Below are 21,274 nucleotides of genomic sequence, written 5' to 3'. Positions count from 1 at the left end.
TGCGTTTCCGACTCTATCAGATCTTTTCTCGATCCGATTTCCTCGGTGCTTTCCAGGTTCCCGCTCTCGCGTTTCCCTTTCCGGCGGTTCCGACTTTATCAGAAGTTCTCGGCCGGTCTGACCGGCTGTTCTTTTCCGATTAATCGGGAGGCGCTTCTCGGAGATGTCGTTCTCGACTTTCTCGGGAAGCTCGTAGAGTCTAACGGCGACCTGTGAACCTGTCCAGTTCCAGGCAACTGTTTGAATCTACCTCCCCACGCCATCCGTGTCAACGGCTCTTGCGGGGCGAAGAGGAGACTAGCAGCTCACAGGGGTGAAACGCACATCAAGCCGCGGTGGGGACCGAGGCGCTGCGGTCCGCCGCTTCGAGATCGCCGGTCTCACCTGCCCGTACCGCCCTGCCGCCCAGGACGTAGACGTACGTCAGGAATGCGAGCTCGGCCAGGACACCGATTCCGATGCGCGCCCAGGTGGGCAGGCCGGACGGGGTGACGAAGCCTTCGATGGCACCGGAGACGAAGAGGACCAGCGCGAGGCCGATCGCCATACCGACGGCCGCGCGTCCTTCTTCCGCGAGAGCGACGCGCCGGGTACGCGGGCCGGGGTCTATGAGTGTCCAGCCCAGGCGCAGCCCCGTGCCGGCGGCGACGAAGACGGCGGTCAGTTCGAGCAGGCCGTGGGGAAGGACCAGACCCAGGAACGTGTCGAGGCGGTCGGCTGAGGACATCAGTCCGAAGCCGACGCCCAGGTTGAGCATGTTCTCGAAGAGGATCCAGAGGACGGGCAGGCCCAGGAATACACCGAGGACCAGGCACATCGCAGCCGCCTGGGCATTGTTCGTCCACACCTGGGCGGCGAAGGCCGCCGCGGGATGGCTGGAGTAGTACGTCTCGTACTCCCCGCCGGGGCGAGTCAGCTCGCGCAGCTGGCTGGGCGCCGCAATGGACGACTGTACGTCCGGGTGGGTGCCGATCCACCAGCCCAGGAGGATCGCGATGGCCGTGGAGACCAGTGCCGTGGGCACCCACCAGCGGCGAGCGCGGTAGACCGCGGCAGGGAAGCCCTGGGTCAGAAAGCGTGTGACGTCACGCCATGAGGCGCGGCGGGCGCCGGTGACGGCACTACGCGCGCGTGCCACCAGTTGGCTGAGGTGTCCCGTCAGCTGCGGGTCCGGGGCGCTGGACTGGATGAGGGAGAGGTGGGTGGCGGTGCGCTGGTAGAGAGCGACGAGTTCGTCGGCTTCGGCGCCGTTGAGGCGGCGTCGACGGCGGAGCAGGGCATCCAGGCGGTCCCATTCGGCTCGGTGTACGGAGACGAAGACGTCCAGGTCCATCAGGTCTGGGTGCTCCTCGGCTGGTCGTCGACTGCTCGTCGCGGATGCTCACGATCGCGGTCAGCTTGTCGTACTGCGGCGCGATGCGCCCACAGCTTGGCAGACTTGCGCTTCCGGGGGCAGATCAGGGAAGGACGACGTGCGTGAGTGAGCTGGTGACGGGCGAGGCGGTGGCCCTCGAACTGCGGCCGGCCAAGTTGCCGAGCAGGGCGCTGGCCGTGTTGCTCGACCTCGTGGTGGCCATGGTCGCGTATGTCGTCGTCACCATCGCAGTGGTGGTGTCGACCGCTTCTCTGGACGAGGCCGCGCAGGTGGCACTGTCCGTCGCGACGTTTCTGCTGGTGCTGGTCGGCGGGCCGATCGCGGTGGAGACGCTCAGTCATGGGCGTTCGCTGGGCAAGCTGGCGTTCGGGCTGCGGGTGGTGCGGGACGACGGCGGGCCGATCCGGTTCCGGCACGCGCTGGTGCGGGGTGCGATCGGTGTGGTCGAGATCTTGCTGACTTTCGGGGTGATCGCCTGCATCGCCTCGTTGGTGTCGGCGCGAGGCCGGCGACTGGGGGACGTGTTCGCAGGCACCTTGGTCGTACGTGAGCGAATACCGGCCGGCCGGGCCGCCCTGGTTCCGCCGCCGCCTCCCTGGCTGGCGGGGCGGTTCGCCGAGTTGGACCTGTCGGCGGTGCCCGACGGGCTGTGGCTTGCGGTCCGGCAGTACCTGACCCGGATGGGGCAGCTCGATCCGCAGGTCTCGCTGGGCATGGCCCAGCGGCTCGCGGCCGACCTGGCGACGCGGACCGGAGCGTCGGTGCCGCAGGATCTGCCGGCGGCCGCCTTCCTGGCTGCGGTGGTGCACGAGCGGCAGTCGCGTGAGGCCCGGCAGGCGTTCGGACCCGGTGGGTTCACGCCACCGGTGGCCGCGTCTGGTGCACCTGCCGCGTATCAGCCGCCCTCATCAGCGGCGGCCTGGTCGCCGCAGAGTGCCGGTCGGCCTGATCAGCCACAGGACTGGGCCCGGCAGCCGCAGGCTCCGGTCGTGCCGTCGGCCGAACCTGCGCGGGACGAGCCACCGGCCGACCGGCCGGCCACCGGTTTTGCACCGCCGGCGTAGCACCGGGCTCGCCCGCCGCCGTTCGGTCGTCTCGTCTCCGCCACCGTTCGGGAAGGTTTCCGCCCAGGTCCGCGCGGTCTCGCCGGTCTTCGCGTTTCAGTCGAACGTCGACGGCGGTGACTGGAGGTCCTCCAGCTCGATTCCGGGCGCGGCCAGAACGACGTCGCCGGCGATGTGGACGGTGTGCCGTTCGCCGGTGTCCAGGGCTGTGACCTGGTATTCGTCCACGGTCAGGGGGCCGTTGTCAGTGGCGTGTGCTTCGCTGTTCACGAGGGCCCAGGACTGATCCACGGTGCGGGGGGCGAGGACCGGGTCCGTGAAGGCGACCAGGCGCACGCGGGTCGCGTCGGACGAGGGGGTGAGGCGCAGGAGACGGGCGGTGGCGACGAGGAACGCGGGGGACGTGCCGGTGAAGGCGTGGGCGCGCACATGGCCTTCGGTGGCATGGGTTCCGGTGGGGTCGGTGCGGACCCAGGTGACGCCGTCGAGGGCGGCACCGCGCACCTGCCATTCTCCCGCGTGGAGTTCCAGGCGGATGGGGCGGCCGAGGTCGTCCAGGGCCAGGTCGACCGACCCGCGGTGATCGCCGGCGGGGCTGGTCACCCGGGAGACATAGCGCCAGCCGGACGGGCCGGGGGCGCACTGGAAGTGTTCTTCAGCGAGGGGGGTGTGATCATGCGGATCGTGGAGCGAATAGCGGCCGCGGGGCATGGCGGGTCCTGGGTCTTGACGGGCTGACGGTCCGGCGCCCGGCCCGGGTCGTTCCGGCCGGGGCGGGCCCTTCCGATCACGTGGGGCTGTTCCGGTGGGGGCGGGGCTGTTCCGGTCGGGGGCGGGCGGACGGAGTCGGGCGGGACCGGCCGCGGGCAAGGCGGTCAAAGGGGCAGGCCCCCGGCACGGGGGTGCGGGGGCCTGTCTCGGAGGGCCTGCTGCCGGGGAGCACGGCGGTGCACCGGTGTGCTCCCCGGCAGGCGGGACTTCGCAGTCGCCGGCTCAGTAGCGGTAGTGGTCCGACTTGAACGGGCCGTCGACCTCCACGCCGATGTACGCGGCCTGCTCCGGGCGCAGCTTGGTGAGCTTGACGCCGAGTGCGTCCAGGTGGAGGCGGGCGACCTTCTCGTCCAGGTGCTTGGGCAGCACGTAGACGCCGGTCGGGTACTCGTCGGGCTTGGTGAACAGCTCGATCTGGGCCAGGGTCTGGTCCGCGAAGGAGTTGGACATCACGAACGACGGGTGGCCGGTGGCGTTGCCCAGGTTCAGCAGGCGGCCCTCGGACAGCACGATGATCTTCTTGCCGTCCGGGAAGGTCCAGGTGTGGACCTGCGGCTTCACCTCGTCCTTGACGATGCCGGGGATCTTGGCGAGGCCGGCCATGTCGATCTCGTTGTCGAAGTGGCCGATGTTGCCGACGATCGCCTGGTGCTTCATCTTGGCCATGTCCGAGGCCATGATGATGTCCTTGTTGCCGGTCGTGGTGATGAAGATGTCGGCCTTGTCGATGACCTCGTCGAGGGTCGTGACCTGGTAGCCGTCCATCGCCGCCTGCAGGGCGCAGATGGGGTCGATCTCGGTGACGATCACGCGGGCGCCCTGGCCGCGCAGGGACTCCGCGCAGCCCTTGCCCACGTCGCCATAGCCGCAGACGACGGCGGTCTTGCCGCCGATCAGGACGTCGGTGGCGCGGTTGATGCCGTCGACCAGGGAGTGGCGGCAGCCGTACTTGTTGTCGAACTTCGACTTCGTCACGGCGTCGTTGACGTTGATCGCCGGGAACAGGAGGACGCCGTCGCGCTGCATCTCGTACAGACGGTGCACGCCCGTGGTGGTCTCCTCCGTCACGCCACGGATCTCGGAGGCCAGCTGGGTCCACTTCTGGGGGTTCTCGCCCAGGGTGCGGTGCAGCAGCTGGAGGATGACGCGGTGCTCGTCGGACTCGGCGGTCTCCAGGCCGGGGACCTTGCCGTCCTTCTCGTACTCGACGCCCTTGTGGACGAGGAGGGTGGCGTCGCCGCCGTCGTCCAGGATCATGTTGGGGCCGCCGGTGGGGCTGTCCGGCCAGGTCAGCGCCTGCTCGGTGCACCACCAGTACTCCTCCAGGGTCTCGCCCTTCCAGGCGAAGACCGGGACACCCTGCGGGTCGTCGGGGGTGCCGTTCGGGCCGACGGCGATAGCGGCGGCGGCGTGGTCCTGGGTGGAGAAGATGTTGCAGGACGCCCAGCGGACCCGGGCGCCGAGAGCGGCCAGGGTCTCGATGAGGACGGCGGTCTGCACGGTCATGTGCAGGGAGCCGGTGATGCGGGCGCCGGCGAGGGGCTGGGCCTCGGCGTACTCCTTGCGGAGCGCCATCAGGCCCGGCATCTCGTGCTCGGCGAGGGAGATCTCCTTGCGGCCGAACTCGGCCAGGGAGAGGTCGGCGACCTTGAAGTCCTGTCGGTTGTCGACAGTCGTCATTGCGAGCTGCTCCTCGGGGTTGGGTCGAGGTGGGTACGGCTGTACGGCTGGTCTGCGCGGCGGCGGACACGGGGGCGCCCGAAACGAGGACACAGGCATGCCCACATACGCGCAGCGCAGTCCGTCGGAGGCCCTCTCTCCCTCGGCCGGCCCGCGCTGGGCCGCCCGACCGCCATCAGCAGCGACGTCTGGCTCCGTCCCAAGCTACACCGGACGGCCCGGTCGGCCCCAGTCCGCCTCCGGCCGGTTCGGACAGTCCGAGAGGCGGCTTCGGGGTGCGGCGCGGGGGCAGGAGCGGGCCGGCAAAGGCGTGAAAGCCGTGGAACAGGAGCCCACATACCGGCGCGAACAGGGAATTTCGCATCTTGGGGCCGTGGGTGGGGTGGTGCAGGATGCAGGGGGACCGGGGCCGCCCGGTCCCGCTCGCGGGGTGTCCGGGACGGTGCCTCGTGCGACGAAGGCGTTAGGAGATCGACGTGACCAGTCCGGCCGGCCCTCCCTCCATGGATGGCCGCGATGACGAGCGGCGGCAGGTGAAGCTGCTGGCGGTGACCGCCTGCCCGACCGGCATCGCGCACACCTACATGGCGGCGGAGAAGCTCGCGCAGGCCGCGGCGAGCCGTGGCATCGAGATGAAGGTGGAGACCCAGGGATCGATCGGAGCCGAGAACGTCCTCGATGACAACGATGTCAGAAGCGCGGACGGCATCATTGTCGCCGCCGACAAGGACGTCGACCTGAGCCGCTTCGCGGGCAAGCGGGTGCTGACGGTCGGGGTGGCCGAGGGCATCCACCGTCCCGGGCAGTTGATCGAGCGGGTGCGGTCGGCGCCCGTCTACGCGCCGGGCGGGTCCGCGGGCGGTTCGGCCACCGGGTCCGCCGATGGCGGTGGCGGTGGCGGTGGCACGGAACGGGGGCCGGTGTACAAGGCGCTGATGAACGGCGTGTCGTACATGATCCCGTTCGTCGTCGTCGGCGGTCTGCTGATCGCGGTGTCGCTGGCCCTCGGCGGGCATGCGACGGCGAAGGGCTATGTGATCCCGGACGGCACGTTCTGGGCGCACGTCAACGCGATCGGCGGGATCGGCTTCCAGCTGATGATCCCGATCCTGTCCGGCTACATCGCCTACGCCATCGCCGACCGGCCCGCGTTGGTGCCCGGCATGATCGGCGGCTGGATCGCCAACACGGGCGCGCTGTACGACTCCCAGGCGGGCGCGGGTTTCATCGGGGCGATCGTGACCGGGTTCCTCGCCGGGTATCTGGTGTCGTGGATCAAGAAGGTCCGGGTGCCGAGATTCGTGCAGCCGATCATGCCGATCATCGTGATCCCGATCGTGGCGACGACGGCGCTCGGGCTGTTCTTCGTCTATGTCATAGGGAAGCCGATCTCGTGGGTGTTCGAGCACCTGACGAGCTGGCTCGGCGGGATGACGGGGACGAGTGCGATTCTGCTCGGCGCGATTCTGGGGCTGATGATCGCGTTCGACATGGGCGGGCCGGTCAACAAGACGGCGTTCCTGTTCGGTGCGGGGCTCATCGCGAGCGGCAGCCAGACGGTGATGGGCATGTGTGCCGCGGCGATTCCGGTGATGCCGCTCGGGCAGGGGCTGGCCACGCTGATCCGGCGGCGGCTGTACACCGAGCAGGAGCGGGAGACGGGGCTTGCGGCGCTGTTCATGGGGTGTTTCGGCATCTCGGAGGGTGCGATTCCGTTCGCGGCGGCGCGGCCGGCGCAGGTGATTCCGGCGAACATGCTCGGTGGTGCGGTGGCCGGTGCGGTGGCGGGGCTGGCCGGGGTGAAGGATGCGGTGCCGCATGGGGGGCCGATCGTGGCGGTGCTGGGCGCGGTGAGTGGGATGCCGATGTTCTTTGTGGCCGTGGTGATCGGGGCGGTGGTCACTGCGTCGGCGACCGTGGCGATGGTTGACGTGCGTGGGCGTCGGGGGCGGGGGGTGTCTGCGGGGGTATCTGCCGGCGAGTCTGCGGATGCGGGTTCCGGGCCGGCAGGGGTGGGGTTCCCACCTGCACCACCGGTACAGGAATCGTCGGCGGGTGCGGCTGCGCCGTCGAGGGGTGTCGTTGCGTCCGCTGGGGGTGCCGGGTCTGCGGTGGTGGTGCCGGGGCAGCGGGGGGAGGCTTCGTCGGGCGGGGGTGAGGTGTTGTCCGGGTATCTCGATGAGCGGACCGTGCAGGGCGCGCTCCGAGCGGTGGAGAAGGACGCCGCGATCCGGGAGATGGCGGAACTGCTCGCGCGGAGTGGGCGGGTCGCCGATGTGGACGAGCTGGTGGCGACCGCGTTGCGACGCGAGGCGCAGGGGACGACCGGGCTCGGTGAGGAGATCGCGATTCCGCATGCCAAGACGGATGCGGTGACCGCGCCGGTCGTCGGTTTCGCCCGCTCGGCCGAGGGGGTCGAGTGGGGTTCGCTGGACGGTACGAAGGCCCGGCTGGTCTTCATGATCGCCGTACCGGAGGCGGCTGCGGGCGACGAGCATCTGCGGATCCTCGCGCTGCTCTCGCGCAAGCTGATGGATGCCGGCTTCCGGGAGCGGCTGCTCGCTGCCCCGGACGAGCGGGCGGTGCTCGACGCCCTCGGCGAAGTGGGGTGAGCTTTGGGTGAGGGGTGAGTTCGGTGAAGTGACCAAGTGACCAAGTGAGCGAACGGTGCGGGTCCCTGGCCCCTGGCCCTCTGCGCTCGGGCCGGGGTCTGCTCCGTCTCCCCCTGGGGCGGGAGCTTCCCGGTTCGGGGCGCGTGCCGGCGCATTCGGGTCGGGGCCCGCCCGCTCCGGTCCAAGACCCGCCGTTCTGGTCAAGGGCCCGCACGCTCGCGGCCACGGCTCGCGGCCACGGCTCGCGCGCTCCGGCTCTTGTGGTGCGGCGGTCAGTGTCCGGTTGCGTGGGGGGTCGGGCCGCCCGGGGTTGCCTCCCGGTCCGGGCCCTTGGCGGCCTCGGTCTCGCTGTAGATGTCCGGTTCGAGGTAGATGACGCGGGCGATGGGGACGGCGGCGCGGATGCGGGCCTCGGCGGCGTTGATGGCGTTGGCGACCTCGGCGGCCGTGTCGTCGTGCTGGACGGCGATCTTGGCAGCGATCAGCAGCTCCTCGGGGCCGAGGTGCAGCGTGCGCATGTGGATGACACCGGTGACGGTGTCGCCGTCGACGGTCGCCTCCTCGATCTTCCTGATCACATCGAGGCCCGCCGCCTCGCCGAGCAGCAGCGACTTGGTCTCGGCGGCCAGGACCAGGGCGATCAGGACGAGCAGGACGCCGATGCAGAGGGTGCCGATGCCGTCCCAGACGCCGTCGCCGGTGAACACGGCCAGGCCGACGCCGAGGAGGGCGAGGACCAGGCCGATGAGCGCGCCGAAGTCCTCCAGCAGCACGACGGGCAGCTCGGGGGCCTTGGCGCGGCGGATGAACTGCGCCCAGGACAGTCTGCCGCGCAGTTCGTTGGATTCCTTGATGGCCGTGCGGAAGGAGAAGCCCTCGGCGATGACCGCGAAGACCAGGACGCCCACCGGCCAGTACCAGTTTTCCAGTTCGTGCGGGTGGCTGATCTTCTCGCAGCCCTCGTAGATGGCGAACATGCCGCCGATGGAGAACAGGACGATCGAGACCAGGAAGGCGTAGATGAACCGTTCGCGGCCGTAGCCGAAGGGGTGTTGCGGGGTCGCCTCGCGCTGGGCCTTCTTGCCGCCGATGAGCAGCAGGAACTGGTTGCCGGAGTCGGCGAGCGAGTGGACGCCCTCGGCGAGCATGGAGGAGGAGCCGCTGAACGCGAACGCCACGAACTTCGACGCCGCGATCGCCAGGTTGGCGCCGAGTGCCGCCACGATCGCTTTCGTACCGCCTGACGCGCTCATGTGTCCGCGTTGTCCCTTCGACCTTGTCGTCGCCCTCATGGCGTGTTCCGGCTTTGCCCGGCCTTTGCCGGTGGGTCATTCTTGCAGCCCGGCCGGCCCCCGGTGCGTCAGGTGTCCACAACCCCGGTCATACGATCACAGCGCCGGGTATCCACAACCCCGTCAGGCGATCACCGTGGCGCGGAAGACCGTGCCCGCGCCCGAGATCTCCGCCTTCTCGTCGGCCGGTACGAAGACCGACTGCCCCGGCTGCAGCTCGTACTCGCCCGCGCGGACCGAACCGGCCGTGCAGAGCAGGATCTGCGGGGTGGCGAGGGTGAGGTCGTGGGCGCTGCCGCCGGCGGAGAGGACGTACCGGGACAGACGGAACTCGTCGATCGGTGTCTCGTAGACCTCCTCGCCGTCCGGGGATGCCTCGGGGCGCAGCACGTCCGGGTCGCCCGGCTCGAAGCGGACCACCCGCAGGAGCTCGGGGACGTCGACGTGCTTGGGGGTCAGACCGCAGCGCAGGACGTTGTCGGAGTTGGCCATGATCTCGACGCCGAGGCCGCTGATGTACGCGTGCGGGATGCCCGCACCGAGGAACAGGGCCTCGCCCGGCTGCAGGCGGACGTGGTTGAGCAGCATGCCCGCGATGACGCCGGGGTCGCCCGGGAAGTGGTGGGCGAGGACAGCGTAGGGATCGTAGGCGCCGCCGAGGCGGGTGCAGGCGGCGGCGGTCTCGGTGACCGTCCGGGCCATGTCCTCCGGGCCGGCGGTGAGGATCGCGGTGAGGACCTCGCGCAGGGCGGCGTCCTCGGGGTGGGCGTGCAGCAGGTCGACGTACGGCTTGAGGGAGGCGACACCGAGCCCGTCGAGCAGGTCGGCGGCCTGGACCGGGTCGCGGAAGCCGCACAGGCCGTCGAACTCGGTGAGCGCGCAGATCAGTTCGGGCTTGTGGTTGGCGTCCTTGTAGTTGCGGTGCGGGGCGCCGACCGGGATGCCGCGGCGCTCCTCGTCGGCGTAACCCTCCTTGGCCTGCTCCAGGTTGGGGTGCACCTGGAGGGAGAGGGGGGCGCCGGCGGCGAGGATCTTGAGGAGGAAGGGCAGGTGGGGGCCGAACTTCGCCACCGCCTCCGGGCCCAGCTCGCGCTCCGGGTCGGCGTCGATGACGTCGACGAGTGTCCCGCGCGCGGTGCGCGAGGGGGCTCCCGGGTGCGCACCCATCCACATCTCCGCCTGCGGTTCACCGGTCGGCTCGACGCCGAGCAGGTGCGGGATGGCGGTCGTGGAACCCCAGGCGTAGGGGCGGACGGTGTTCTCGAGGCGGTCCATGTGTCTTCTCTGTCTCCGTACGTACGCGGGTCGGGCGGGCCCGGAGCAAAGATCAGGCCACCGAAGCGAGCGCCAGGTAAACAGCGGCGAAATCCGTGACGGCGATCAGTTCCGCGAGGGTCTCCAGTTCGCCGCCCTCCTCCGGTTCGAGTTCGCTGATCGGCGTGTCGTGGCTGAGGGCCAGGTCGCGGGCGGCGGTGGCAGCGGTGAAGCCGCCGATCGGGCGGTCGCGCAGCAGCACCACGCGCGCGTGCAGGGCGGGCGGCTCCTCGACGCGGTCGCGGAAGAAGTCGTCGGGGTCGGCGCTGGCGGCCAGCGGGCCGGCCAGCAGGGCGCTGTGCGCGGCGAGCGCCTCGGGGAGTTCGGCGACGAGCCCGGGGCGGCCGGCGAGTTCGGCGAGGGCGGCGGCGAAACGGCGCCCGGCGGGGCCCGCCGAGGTCCCTTCCGTCCACACCACGGGGAGCGCGTCGGCCAGTTCAGCGGCCAGGGTCTTGGCCGGGTTGCTGTAGGTCGCGATGGCGGGGCCGCAGCGCTCGGCGATGCGGTCCAGGCGGTCGGCGACCTTCTCCAGGGCCTCCGGCGGGGCGCTGAGCAGGCCTACGCGGTCCAGCAGCGCGAGCAGCGGGGTGAACAGCGCCCAGAAGACGCCCGGGGAGGAGGCGGCGAGCGGTTCCTCCTGGTCGTACGGCGCCGTCGCCATCGGTACGAACAGGCCGTGGGCGCCGGCGACCGCCTCCGCCAGCGGGGTACGGGGCGGAGCCACGGCGACGACCGAGCAGCCGCGGCGGTAGGCCTGGTCGGCGAGGAGGGAGAGGCTGGGTTCGGTGCCGTCCGGGGTGGCGATCAGCAGCAGGTCGACGGAGCCGGTCCAGCCCGGCAGTTCCCAGCGCAGGGCGCCCGCGGCCGGGGCGACGCCGGTCGGCGCCAGGCGGACCACGGGGCTGCCGACGCCCGCGAGGGTGCCGAGGAGGTCGGCGGTGTGGGTGGCGGCGGCGCCGGGGCCGGCGATGAGGACGGCGCGGGGGCGGCCGTCGGGCTTGAGGTCGCCGACGCCGGCCTCGGTGGCGTTCCGGACGGCGGTACGGACGCGGGCGCCGGCCTCGGCGGCGCCGCGCAGCAGACCCCGGTGGTCGGCCTCGGCGAGGCCCTCCGGGGTGTCGAGCAGCGATTCGTCCAGCATGGGCGGCAGCCTCCGAGCGCCGGGGTCCTGTGCGGGTTGTCTACCGGTTGTCTACGACGTCGGCAGCGCCGTCACGCGGGGCGGCGGGCCTCGTCCACGAGGAGGACCGGGATGCCGTCGCGGACGGGGTAGGCGAGGCCGCAGTCCTGGCTCGTGCAGATCAGCTCGGTGTCCTGCTCGGTGTTCCGCTCCTTGAGGGGGGCGTGGCAGGCCGGGCAGGCGAGGATCTCCAGGAGGCCGGCTTCGAGCGGCATGGGGTGTCCCTTCGGGGGTTGGTTCTCTGGCCGGTGGTCAGCGTACCGCTGGTGGGCGGGCTGAGCTGGGCTCACGTGCAGCCCAGGGGGCTGCGCCCCCTGGACCCGCCGTCGATGCGTCACCCCCGGATGATCGCCAACGCCTCGTCCCTGATCTTCGTCATCGTCGCCTCGTCCTTCGCCTCCGCGTTCAGGCGGAGGAGGGGCTCGGTGTTGGAGGGGCGGACGTTGAACCACCAGTCGGGGGCGGCGACGGTGAGGCCGTCGAGGTCGTCGAGGGTGATGTCGGCGCGGCCCTCGTACGCGGTGCGGATCGCGGCGAGGCGTGCGGACTGGTCGGCGACCGTGGAGTTGATCTCTCCGGAGCCGGTGTAGCGGTCGTACTGGGCGACGAGGGAGGACAGGGGCCCGTCCTGGCCGCCGAGGGCCGCGAGGACGTGCAGGGCGGCCAGCATGCCCGTGTCGGCGTTCCAGAAGTCCTTGAAGTAGTAGTGCGCGGAGTGCTCGCCGCCGAAGATGGCACCGGTGCGGGCCATCTCGGCCTTGATGAAGGAGTGGCCGACGCGGGTGCGGACCGGGGTGCCGCCGTGCTCCTTCACGACCTCGGGGACCGTACGGGACGTGATCAGGTTGTGGATGATCGCGCCCTTGCCGCCGTTGCGGGCCAGCTCGCGCCCGGCGACCAGGGCGGTGATCGCGGACGGGGAGACCGGGTCGCCGTTCTCGTCCACGACGAAGCAGCGGTCGGCGTCGCCGTCGAAGGCGATGCCCAGGTCGGCGCCCTCCGCGGGGACGCGCTTCTGCAGGTCCACGAGGTTGGCGGGGTCGAGCGGGTTGGCCTCGTGGTTGGGGAAGGTGCCGTCCAGTTCGAAGTACATCGGGACGAGGGTCAGGGGCAGGCCGGCGAAGACCGTGGGGACCGTGTGGCCGCCCATGCCGTTGCCGGCGTCGACCACGACCTTCAGGGGGCGGACGGAGGTCAGGTCGACCAGGGAGCGGAGGTGCGCCGCGTACTCGTCCAACGTCTCGCGGGAGGACAGGGTTCCCGGCCGGGCCACCGGTTCCGGGGCGCCCGACTCCAGCCAGCGCTCGGCCAGTTCGCGGATCTGCACGAGACCGGTGTCCTGGCCGACCGGGGCGGCACCCGCGCGGCACATCTTGATGCCGTTGTACTGGGCCGGGTTGTGGGAGGCGGTGAACATCGCGCCGGGCAGGTTCAGCGCGCCCGAGGCGTAGTACAGCTGGTCCGTGGAGCACAGGCCGATCTCGGTGACGTCCACACCGCGGTCCGCCGCGCCGCGGGCGAAGGCGCGGGACAGACCCGGGGACGAGGGCCGCATGTCGTGGCCGACGACGATCGCCGCCGCTCCTGTCACCTCCGCGAAGGCGGCGCCGAACAGTCCGGCCAGTGACTCGTCCCACTGGTCCGGGACCACTCCGCGTACGTCGTACGCCTTCACGATCTGCGACAGATCAGCAGTCACGGCCAACCCTCCTGAAAGTCCTATGGGTGCCCACAAACTACCCGTCGGCGGTAAGGGGGAGGTGTGCGGACACCAAGATGGACGCCCGGTCGGGACCGGGAGGGGCCGGAGCCTGAGGGTGGCTCAGCTGTCCGGGGAGCGCAGAACTCGCAGGTGGCCGCGGCGGGCGACCTCCATGGGGTCGGCCGTACGGGCTCCGCCGCCGCCCGCCTCGGCCGCGCGCTGCTGGGGGCGGGCCGCCTCGCGTACGGCGTTGGCAAGCGCTTCCAGATCGTCTCCGCTGGGCCGCGCGGGAGCGGAGCCGTCGAGGAGGCGTACGACCTCCCAGCCACGGGGGGCGGTGAGGCGCTCGGAGTGCTCGGCGCACAGGTCGTAGCAGTGCGGCTCGGCGTAGGTGGCGAGCGGGCCGAGGACCGCGGTCGAGTCGGCGTAGACGTACGTCAGCGTCGCGACGGCGGGTCGGCCGCAGGCGGTGCGCGAACAGCGACGTACAGGGCTCACGACGTTGGACGGTACCGCACTCTTGAGCGGGCCGCGACGACTCCCCACCACGTCACTCCCCTGTGTCGGGCTGTGAAACGCCCCACACACCCCTTCGAGGAGGTGTTGTTGACCTGCGGGGACGAGTTCTCGGCGGATTGCGGGCGGGACTGGATATGGTCATGAGACGACACAAACACCGTCAATTGCCTTGAGTTCGGCGGTCTTGGAGGGTTACAGAAACGCGCCATTCGTTGGCTGGAACGGTCATCCTGCGACATGAGAATGGATACGGCCGATCGGGGAGGAATGGGCCGATCGGCGGCGGGCTGATCGGCGGCGGATGCCGGTGGTCGCAGCCGGTGGTCCGGGGAAGTGGCTGGTTGCCGTGTGGGGCCGGGCGGGAGGAGCGTGCGGGGACTACGCTTCCCCAGTGATGGACAACCGTGTACCGCCCCGTGCCGCCGGCCCAGGGCCCCGTCGCCGTGATCGTCACGGGAGGGGCATGCGGGGGCCGATCGCACCGCCGCAGGTGCCGCTCGCGGCCAGCCGTGCCGATGTGTTCGCGGACCTAGTGCAGGACTCCGTGGACCGTCTTGAGCGGCGGTGGCCGCAGCTGGCCGACATCGATTTCCTCGTGCTGGAGGTGCCCCGGCTGGAGGGGCGGGGCGAGCAGGCGTGGAGTGATGAGGCCGTGCCGTTGGGCGGGGTCGTTCCTGCGCAGGACGGGCGGCGGGCGCGGGTGGTGGTGTATCGGCGGCCGGTGGAGATCCGGACGAAGGGGCGGGACGAGCGGGCCGCGCTGGTGCACGAGGTGGTGGTGGAGCAGATTGCCGAGTTGCTGGGGCTGACTCCGGAGACCGTGGATCCGCGGTACGGAGAGGACTAGATCCGGCCGGACTTGGAGCATGCGCGTGCCCTGTGCCGGGGCCGGGCGGGGTGCGCGGTGCTGCTGCTGAACGTACGGGCTGTTTCGCTTGCCCGCGCTTGCGGGGTGCCGTCGCGCCCACCCGCGCCGCCCCAGCGGCACGACTGCCCGTAGCTGCGCAGGTACGACCCGCAGCAGCGTGGGGCAGAAACGCCGGTTCTCACTTCTGGAGGACTGACAAGTCCTCCGTCGTCTTCGGTACTGCCACCATTCCCCGGTCGTAGGGGAGGGTCTGGATGGTGAAGCCGGGGACTCCCGCCTCGGTGGCCGAGAGGGTGCGGGAGGCGTAGACCGGGCCGCCGGAGACGGTTTCGACGGTGAGGGCGTAGGTGCCGTTGAGGCCGGCCGGGGCGGGGACCGGGACGTTCTGGGTCGTGCCGGATTTGATCGTGTACGTCTTCGTCGTCGCCGTGCCGCCCTCGCTGCCCGCCGAGGCGGTGACCTTCACCGTGGCGGTGGCGGTGGGCGCCGTCAGGGCGAGGGTCGTGCCCTTGGCGCTGTTGTCGGCCGATGTCGCGCGGGTGCCGACGGGGGCGGTGGCCGGGATGAAGGCCGTCTCCTGTTTGTCGCCCTTGCCCCGGACCACCCGGAGGGCCGCCACTACCGGCACCGACTGGTCCGTGGGGGTCAGGACGACCGAGCCCGCCTCGCCCCTGGTCACGGCGCCGAGGTCGGCCGTGGTCGTCATGCCCGACTTCACGTGCAGGGTCTCGTTGCCCGCCGGGGTGATCAGGCCGTCCGGGGAGGCCAGCCGGACCTTCAGGTCGGCGTCGTCGCCGCCCGGTGTGAAGGCGATCAGACGGACGTCGGTGGCGTCCTTCGGGATGCCGGGCAGCACCAGGCTGCCGGCCGGGTCGGTGGCAGCGGCCAGCCAGTCGCCGCCCGCCTTGTCGTCCAGGGCCTGCACGGACGCGCCGACCCGGCCGCTGCGCACGCTGACGTGCACGGTCAGGTCGGCCTGCTGCGCGTCGGTGAGCGTGGAGAGCAGGATCGGCTTGCTCGCGTGCGGCGGGATGGTCTGGTTCTCGCCGAGCGGGGACTTGATCGCGCCGTCCTTGCCGTACAGCTCGATGTCGACGACCGCCGCGGAGTCGTCGGGGTTGGTCAGGTGCACGTAGTCGGTGCGGCCGGTGGCCGTGCTCGCGCCCGGGAACCAGAAGTCGGTGTCGGCCGCGGTGCAGTTGACGCCCTGGAGGCCGCGGCCGGTGCCGGCGGCGACCTCGGTGGTCTCCTGGACGGTCCAGCCGGGCGCGAACTTCCCGTCGGCGGTGCCGATGAGTGCGGGCGTGTCGGCGCCGGAGGTGTCACCGGTGACCGGTGTGCCCGGCGCCTTGGGGCTGAGCACCGGCTTGTCCGCCGTCTTCTTCCCGCTGGTGGATCCCTTGGAGCCCTTGCCGGCCGGGGAGTTGTCCGTGCCGTCCGTGGTCTGCTCGTCGGCCGCCTGGAGCTGGGCCTTGCCGCTGCCCGGCGTGGACCGGGTGACGGGCGTGAACGACGTGTACGCCGTGTCGGCGATGTCCGAGATACTCGGCGCCGGGCACAGCAGGCTCGTGCGCTGCACCGGCAGGTTCGCGGCCGGCTTGGGGGCGGCGGCCCCGGACGCGGACGGGCCGTCGAGCGCGGCGAACGCGGTGACGGCGGCCAGCGCCGTGGTGCCGGCGATCAGGGACAGGGTCGTGCGGTTCACTGCTGGCTCCCGTCGGGGCGCTCGCTGCCGGTGCCGTGGGGCTGCTGGGCCGGGTCGTAGCCCTGCTGGGCGGGGTCGTACGCCGGGTCGTAGCCCTGCGGATAGGCCGTCGGGTCGTACGGCATCTGGCCGGCCGTACCGCCGTAGGCGTACGGGTCGTACTGGCCCGTCTGGTACGGGTCGGCGGCCGGGTATGCCTGCTGGTCGTAGCCGGACGGCTGGTAGGGGGCTGCGGTCTGGTATTGGTCGGATCCGTAGCCCGCGTATCCGGCGTTCGGGTAGGAGCCCTGGTCCCAGTCGTCGTAGGACTGCTGGTGCGGTACGGCGGCCGGGGGCTCCTGCGGCTGCGGGGGTGCGGCCGGCTGTCCCTCGGCGGCCTGTTCCTCGGCCTGGGCGCGCAGGCGGCGGGCGCGGCGGCCCTCGCCGGCGGTGGCCTGGGCGGACAGCGGCTCCTCCTCGGGCAGGTCGTCGTCGACGTCGCGGCGGCGGCCGGGCAGGGCGAGGACGACCAGGACGACGGCGAGCACGCCCTGGGCCCACAGCCAGGCGGTGTGCGTGAGCGGGTCGGTGTAGGTGACGTCCAGCCTGCCGCTGTCGGCGGGCAGCTGGAAGCCCTGGGCCCAGCCGTCGACCGTGGTGCGGGTGAGCGGCTTGCCGTTCAGGGTGGCCGTCCAGCCGCCGGAGGCGGTGTCGGCGAGGCGCAGGACGCGGCTGCCCGAACCGGCGGGGATGGTGGTGTGGATCTCCACCGGTCCGGCGGTGACCGACTGGGCGGTGCCCGAGCCGCCGGCGGGGACGATGGTGGCCCGGGAGACCTCCTGGTCGACGCGGTACAGGGCGCTGCCGTGCTGCTGGCTGAGCCGGGTCAGGCCGGGGGTGGTGTCGAGGACGCGGGTGATGTCGCGGGGCGCGCCCTGGTGGACGAGGACGTAGCGCACGGCGAAGCCGCCGAGTTCGTCGGCCTGGTCGGCACCGGAGCCGGCCACGAGGTTGGCGACGACCTTGTCCAGCCGGGTGTTCTCACCGGCGGCGGCGCTGACCTCGGCGTCGCCCATGCGGGCACCGGAGCCGCGGACCAGGGTGTAGCGCACGCGCGCGGTGGAGTCGCTGTCCAGGATCAGGGTGCGGGCCCGGTCGCCGGTGGTGGAGTCCTCGGCGACGAACGCGGGCACCTGGGTGGGGTCGCGGCGCTCCAGGGGGCCGTCGGCGCCGCGGATCATCCAGCCGGCGGCGAGCAGCAGCGGGCCCGCGGCGCAGGCGAAGGCGATCAGGGCGGCGACGGGCTGGCGCCAGCCGAAGCTCTGCTCGGCGACACGCGCGCGTGCGCCGTCGGCGCCGAGGGCGGCGGCGGCCAGCAGGGCGATGCCGTAGACGAGGGTGGCCGGTCCGGCCCAGGCGGACCTGTTGGACAGGACGGCGAGGACGAGGGCCACCAGGGCGACCGCCCAGGCGGTGCGGATGGCCGGCTGCCGCTCGGAGCGCAGCAGCGCGGCGAGGGCGGCGAGAACGATGCCCAGGAGCATCGGGCCGTGCACGGTGCCGGGGCCGCCGGGGCTCGCGCCGAGCAGGTCGAACGCGGAGGCGGCCGAGGTGCCGTACGCCAGGCCCGCTTCCTTGAAGAAGCCGGTCGGGAGCAGGGTCAGCGACCAGGGGGCCAGGACCAGCAGCGGAGTGCCGAGCTGGGCGAGGAAGCGCAGGACGTGGGCGACGAGATCACCGCGGCGCCGGACGAGCACGCCGATGCCGAGGAGCAGCGCGATGGGCCACACGATCGGCGTGAAGGCGGTGGTGACGGTCAGCAGCAGCGCGTACGCCCAGGTGGCGCGCCAACTGCCGCGGGCGCCGGAGCGGTTCGCGAGGCCGCTCGCGGCGAGGCCGGCGCGCGCGATGAGCGGCAGCAGCACGGCGAGGACGGCGGTGCCGATGCGGCCGCCGGCCAGGGCGCCGGTGGTGGCGGGCAGGAAAGCGTAGGCGATGGCCGCCCAGGCGCGCAGCAGCCGGGAGGTGACGAGCGGCCGGGAGGCGAAGTAGGCGGTGCATCCGGCGAGCGGAACCGAGGCGACCAGCAGGACGGTGACGGCCGGTCCGGTGGAGCCGAACAGGAGGCCGGCGAAGGTCGCGAGGACGGCGAGGTAGGGCGGGGCGGACGGGGTGCCGCCCGCGCCGACCGGGTGCCAGGCGTCCGCGAAACGCGCCCACAGGTCGCCGGCGCCGGCCGGAACGGGCAGCAGGGCGCCGCCCGCGAGCGCGCCGCCGCCGAGGAGGGCGCGGCAGGCGGTCACGGAGATGAGCAGGAGCGCGAGGAAGAGCACGGGGCCGGGCCTGCGGGCGATCCGCCTGAGCCGGGCGAACTGCTCGACCTCCAGGAAGTCGGCGTCGTCACCGCCGGGCCCGGACTCGACGGCGCCGCCGTGCCGGCCGGCCGGGGAGGTGTCGTCGGTGCCGCTGGTGAAGTTGGCGGCGAGCTGTTCCACGGTGGCACGGACGGTGGCGCCGGGCGGTGGGAGCAGTTGGCGCAGTTCGCCCTTGTCGATCTGCGGGCGTCCGCGGCGGCGCCGGGCGGCGATGATCCGCTCGGGGCGCAGCAGGGTGCTGAGCAGGCCGCGGATCTCGTCGACGGCCTGGCCGGGCACCTTGCCGACGAGATAGGCGATGGTCCGCAGGGCGGTGCCGAGGACGAGCCGCAGCAGCACCCAGGGGAGCGCGGCGCCGCGGGAGTTGACGAGCAGGGTGTAGACGGCGCCGGCCTTGTCGACCTTGTGCGGGGAGGCGGCGGTGCGGCCGACGCAGTCGACGGTACGGCGCTCGCGGGAGGCGGCCTCGGCGTGCCGGACGACGGCGTCGGGGGCGATCAGGACGCGGTGGCCGGCGGCGTGGGCGCGCCAGCACAGGTCGACGTCGTCGCGCATGAGGGGCAGCCGGCGGTCGAAGCCGCCGAGCTGTTCGTAGACGTCACGGCGGATGAGCATGCCGGCGGTGGAGACGGACAGCACGGTGCGGACGTGGTCGTGCTGGCCCTGGTCCTGTTCGCGGCGGTCCAGGCCGGTCCAGCGGCGGCCGGAGTTGGCGATGGAGACGCCGACCTCCAGCAGCTGCCGACGGTCGTACCAGCCGCGCAGCTTGGGGCCGACGACCGCCACGTCGTCGCGGCCCAGCTCCAGTTCGTTGTCGACGACCCGCAGCAGCTGGGCGAGGGCGTCGGGTTCGGGGGCGCAGTCGTCGTGCAGCAGCCAGAGCCACTGGATGGGCTCGCCGTGCGGCAGTTCGGGCAGGTCGTAGGCGTCGTCGCGCCAGGAGCGGGTGACCGGGTCCCAGCCGCTGGGGCGCTTGAGGTACGGCAGCTCTTCCGGGGTGAGGACCGGGGCGGTGCGGCTCGCCTCCTCGACGGCCTGGCCGAAGCCGGTGCGCCGGGCGAGGTGCAGGACGCCCGCGTCGCCGAGGGCGTCGGTGAGCAGCCGGGCGGAGTCGTCCGCGCTGCCGGTGTCGGCGGCCACCGCGTACTGCACGGGGCGCTCCTGGCCGAGCAGCCCGGCGAGGGCGTCGGGAAGCCAGCGGGCACCGTCGTGGGCGACGAGGACCGCGGTCACCACGTGACGCGGGAACTCAGGAGGGGCAGCGGCGTCTTGCTGGGCTGCCGTATGGCTGTGCACGGACATCGAGGTACGGGCCCCGGTTCGATGGACTGCGGTGGACGCCTGCGCCCTCTCGGGTGCCGAGGGGACAGCGGGGCGTCTCGGACGAGCGACCACACTATCGGCTGACCATGACGACGGCCCGCCGCCTGTGGATAACCCACCGACGACGGGCCGTTCGTGACGTTTTGGGTGGATGTGCTCTCAGATGGCGGCCTTCTTCAGCCGGCGGCGCTCCCGCTCGGACAGGCCGCCCCAGATGCCGAATCGCTCGTCGTTGGCGAGGGCGTACTCGAGGCATTCGGAGCGGACCTCGCAGGCGAGGCAGACCTTCTTCGCCTCTCTGGTGGAGCCGCCCTTCTCGGGGAAGAAGGACTCGGGGTCGGTCTGGGCGCACAGCGCGCGCTCCTGCCAGCCGAGTTCCTCGTCCGCGTCGTCGACCAGCAGTTGCTGCACCAGCTCGGTCATGTGCGCCCCTCGTCTGTCTTTCGCGTCCCCGTGCTGCCGTTACCGATTTCGGCTGAACGACACGAGTGAAATTACAAGTGTGCTGCTCCGGGCGAGTCAAGCCGAGATCTGCTATTGAGTCCGTTATTCACTCTGCGGAACCAAGGCCGTGCGGAAAGTGTTCAAATCGGCATAAACCGGAGGGTCGCCGGACCGTTCAGATGTCTGTACGGAGAAGGACGCCCCTGCGTTCGATCGCGTTCCGCGAGGCCCACGCGCCCGGATGTGCGCCATGTGTCCCGGAAGTCAGGTGGACAAACCTTTCATCGCCGAGATGGACCGGATGAGGTGAAACGTGTCCCACATGCCGGTCGTCGAGTTGACAGCGCAGGTGTGAGCCGGTGTCCTTGGGGGCATGCTCGCGAACTCGGCACTCACCTCGACCCGCACCGCCGGGTCCCTCGGTGCTGCCCGGGGTCGCTGTAGCTGTTGTTGCTGTTCCAGCTGTTGAGCCACACCCGCTCCAGCTGTGGGCCGAGTCACTCGGGACTCGGTGTTCATTCCCTCTGCCCTTCCTTGACCGAGGAACCACGCACCCCATGAACAGCGACAACGACCTCCAGATCGCCGGCGACATCCTCGAAGTCCCGCATCTGCTCCAGCCGCCGCGCGAGCACCCGGCCACCGTTGCCGAGTTCGCGGGCCTGGCCCGCTCGATCGCCGCCGACCGCTCCCAGTGGGCCCACCTCGTCCGCTACGACGCGACCACCCGCTGGTACCACCGGCTGCGCACCGGCCCCGGCTACGAGGTGTGGCTGCTGTCCTGGGTGCCGGGGCAGGGCAGCGGACTGCACGGCCACGGCCGCTCCTCCGGGGTCCTGACCCTCCTGGAGGGAACGCTGACCGAGCGCACCGAGCGGGGCACGCGCGCGTTGACGCCGGGAGCGCAACGGGTGTTCGCGCCGGGTTACGTCCACGAGGTCGTCAACGACGCGCTGGAGCCGGCGGTCAGCCTGCACGTCTACCACCCGGGCCTGACGGAGATGCCGATGCACACGACCCCGCACTGCGAGGCTCGTCCGGTGACTGCCTGACGCGTTGTCGTACCCGCCT

17 protein-coding genes are annotated in these 21,274 nt (G+C 71.6%); 5 read left to right on the top strand and 12 right to left on the bottom strand.

Annotated elements, in window-relative coordinates; translation table 11 throughout:
* Positions 1–216: hypothetical protein (locus ABZ624_RS27950; protein ID WP_360094549.1), on the top strand; the 216-nt coding region annotated here is incomplete at its 5' end.
* Between the two features lie 109 nt (positions 217–325).
* On the opposite strand, the gene ABZ624_RS27945 is transcribed toward ABZ624_RS27950, so the two are convergent.
* Complete coding sequence (locus tag ABZ624_RS27945) at positions 326–1,333, bottom strand: stage II sporulation protein M (RefSeq protein WP_360094546.1); 1,008 nt, start codon at positions 1,331–1,333, stop codon at positions 326–328.
* A gap of 143 nt (positions 1,334–1,476) precedes the next feature.
* Here ABZ624_RS27945 and ABZ624_RS27940 point away from each other — a divergent pair, with 143 nt between their 5' ends.
* A complete protein-coding gene (locus ABZ624_RS27940) occupies positions 1,477–2,439 on the top strand; it encodes an RDD family protein (RefSeq protein WP_360094582.1) in 963 nt (320 codons plus the stop codon).
* 96 nt (positions 2,440–2,535) lie between these two features.
* Here ABZ624_RS27940 and ABZ624_RS27935 read toward each other — a convergent pair whose 3' ends face one another.
* On the bottom strand, positions 2,536–3,150 hold the full coding sequence (locus ABZ624_RS27935; RefSeq protein ID WP_360094543.1) for a hypothetical protein: 615 nt from the start codon (positions 3,148–3,150) through the stop codon (positions 2,536–2,538).
* A 282-nt stretch (positions 3,151–3,432) separates the two neighbouring features.
* Positions 3,433–4,890, bottom strand: coding sequence for an adenosylhomocysteinase (ahcY, locus tag ABZ624_RS27930; protein ID WP_360094540.1), 1,458 nt, complete (start codon positions 4,888–4,890; stop codon positions 3,433–3,435).
* Positions 4,891–5,393: 503 nt separating this feature from the next.
* Between ahcY and ABZ624_RS27925 the strand changes: the two genes are divergently transcribed.
* A complete protein-coding gene (locus ABZ624_RS27925) occupies positions 5,394–7,502 on the top strand; it encodes a fructose-specific PTS transporter subunit EIIC (RefSeq protein ID WP_360094579.1) in 2,109 nt (702 codons plus the stop codon).
* Between the two features lie 272 nt (positions 7,503–7,774).
* On the opposite strand, the gene ABZ624_RS27920 is transcribed toward ABZ624_RS27925, so the two are convergent.
* From ABZ624_RS27920 to ABZ624_RS27895, 6 genes are all read right to left on the bottom strand, one after another.
* On the bottom strand, positions 7,775–8,755 hold the full coding sequence (locus ABZ624_RS27920; protein ID WP_360094537.1) for a cation diffusion facilitator family transporter: 981 nt from the start codon (positions 8,753–8,755) through the stop codon (positions 7,775–7,777).
* 162 nt (positions 8,756–8,917) lie between these two features.
* Positions 8,918–10,069 (bottom strand): mannose-6-phosphate isomerase, class I, encoded by a 1,152-nt coding sequence (manA, locus tag ABZ624_RS27915; protein ID WP_360094535.1) that lies wholly within the window; start codon positions 10,067–10,069, stop codon positions 8,918–8,920.
* Between the two features lie 52 nt (positions 10,070–10,121).
* Positions 10,122–11,249, bottom strand: a complete 1,128-nt coding sequence (locus ABZ624_RS27910; RefSeq protein ID WP_360094533.1) for an SIS domain-containing protein — start codon at positions 11,247–11,249, stop codon at positions 10,122–10,124.
* A 71-nt stretch (positions 11,250–11,320) separates the two neighbouring features.
* Entirely contained in the window at positions 11,321–11,503 is a 183-nt protein-coding gene (locus ABZ624_RS27905) for a Trm112 family protein (protein WP_360094531.1), read from the bottom strand.
* A 119-nt stretch (positions 11,504–11,622) separates the two neighbouring features.
* The gene (locus ABZ624_RS27900; protein WP_360094528.1) at positions 11,623–12,987 is read right to left on the bottom strand and encodes a phosphomannomutase/phosphoglucomutase; all 1,365 of its coding nucleotides are present in this window, start codon (positions 12,985–12,987) and stop codon (positions 11,623–11,625) included.
* 123 nt (positions 12,988–13,110) lie between these two features.
* The gene (locus ABZ624_RS27895; protein ID WP_360094525.1) at positions 13,111–13,536 is read right to left on the bottom strand and encodes a DUF3499 domain-containing protein; all 426 of its coding nucleotides are present in this window, start codon (positions 13,534–13,536) and stop codon (positions 13,111–13,113) included.
* Positions 13,537–13,972: 436 nt separating this feature from the next.
* On the opposite strand from ABZ624_RS27895, the gene ABZ624_RS27890 reads away from it, so the two are divergent.
* On the top strand, positions 13,973–14,356 hold the full coding sequence (locus tag ABZ624_RS27890) for a metallopeptidase family protein (RefSeq protein ID WP_360094522.1): 384 nt from the start codon (positions 13,973–13,975) through the stop codon (positions 14,354–14,356).
* A gap of 199 nt (positions 14,357–14,555) precedes the next feature.
* Here ABZ624_RS27890 and ABZ624_RS27885 read toward each other — a convergent pair whose 3' ends face one another.
* From ABZ624_RS27885 to ABZ624_RS27875, 3 genes are all read right to left on the bottom strand, one after another.
* The gene (locus ABZ624_RS27885; RefSeq protein WP_360094519.1) at positions 14,556–16,082 is read right to left on the bottom strand and encodes a DUF5719 family protein; all 1,527 of its coding nucleotides are present in this window, start codon (positions 16,080–16,082) and stop codon (positions 14,556–14,558) included.
* A complete protein-coding gene (locus tag ABZ624_RS27880) occupies positions 16,079–19,738 on the bottom strand; it encodes a glycosyltransferase (protein WP_360094516.1) in 3,660 nt (1,219 codons plus the stop codon). The genes ABZ624_RS27885 and ABZ624_RS27880 overlap by 4 nt, the downstream gene beginning before the upstream one ends.
* 180 nt (positions 19,739–19,918) lie before the next feature.
* A complete protein-coding gene (locus tag ABZ624_RS27875) occupies positions 19,919–20,182 on the bottom strand; it encodes a WhiB family transcriptional regulator (RefSeq protein ID WP_010986447.1) in 264 nt (87 codons plus the stop codon).
* 578 nt (positions 20,183–20,760) lie between these two features.
* On the opposite strand from ABZ624_RS27875, the gene ABZ624_RS27870 reads away from it, so the two are divergent.
* Positions 20,761–21,255, top strand: coding sequence for a cysteine dioxygenase family protein (locus tag ABZ624_RS27870; RefSeq protein WP_360094513.1), 495 nt, complete (start codon positions 20,761–20,763; stop codon positions 21,253–21,255).
* Positions 21,256–21,274: the final 19 nt, after the last annotated feature.

The sequence above is a fragment of the Streptomyces sp. NPDC007205 genome, assembly GCF_040634095.1.
GTDB lineage: Bacteria > Actinomycetota > Actinomycetes > Streptomycetales > Streptomycetaceae > Streptomyces.
Note: the sequence above shows the minus strand (reverse complement) of the source record. Positions and strands in the feature narration are given on the sequence as shown.

What these genes read in the sequence shown, in the direction of transcription:
- ABZ624_RS27870 (WP_360094513.1), top strand. Translation starts at nt 20,761, where the DNA reads ATGAACAGCGACAACGACCTCCAGATCGCCGGCGACATCCTCGAAGTC.
- ABZ624_RS27945 (WP_360094546.1), bottom strand. Translation starts at nt 1,333, where the DNA reads ATGGACCTGGACGTCTTCGTCTCCGTACACCGAGCCGAATGGGACCGC.
- ABZ624_RS27935 (WP_360094543.1), bottom strand. Translation starts at nt 3,150, where the DNA reads ATGCCCCGCGGCCGCTATTCGCTCCACGATCCGCATGATCACACCCCC.
- ABZ624_RS27905 (WP_360094531.1), bottom strand. Translation starts at nt 11,503, where the DNA reads ATGCCGCTCGAAGCCGGCCTCCTGGAGATCCTCGCCTGCCCGGCCTGC.
- ABZ624_RS27925 (WP_360094579.1), top strand. Translation starts at nt 5,394, where the DNA reads ATGGATGGCCGCGATGACGAGCGGCGGCAGGTGAAGCTGCTGGCGGTG.
- ABZ624_RS27890 (WP_360094522.1), top strand. Translation starts at nt 13,973, where the DNA reads ATGCGGGGGCCGATCGCACCGCCGCAGGTGCCGCTCGCGGCCAGCCGT.
- ABZ624_RS27875 (WP_010986447.1), bottom strand. Translation starts at nt 20,182, where the DNA reads ATGACCGAGCTGGTGCAGCAACTGCTGGTCGACGACGCGGACGAGGAA.
- ahcY (WP_360094540.1), bottom strand. Translation starts at nt 4,890, where the DNA reads ATGACGACTGTCGACAACCGACAGGACTTCAAGGTCGCCGACCTCTCC.
- ABZ624_RS27920 (WP_360094537.1), bottom strand. Translation starts at nt 8,755, where the DNA reads ATGAGCGCGTCAGGCGGTACGAAAGCGATCGTGGCGGCACTCGGCGCC.
- ABZ624_RS27910 (WP_360094533.1), bottom strand. Translation starts at nt 11,249, where the DNA reads ATGCTGGACGAATCGCTGCTCGACACCCCGGAGGGCCTCGCCGAGGCC.
- manA (WP_360094535.1), bottom strand. Translation starts at nt 10,069, where the DNA reads ATGGACCGCCTCGAGAACACCGTCCGCCCCTACGCCTGGGGTTCCACG.
- ABZ624_RS27880 (WP_360094516.1), bottom strand. Translation starts at nt 19,738, where the DNA reads ATGTCCGTGCACAGCCATACGGCAGCCCAGCAAGACGCCGCTGCCCCT.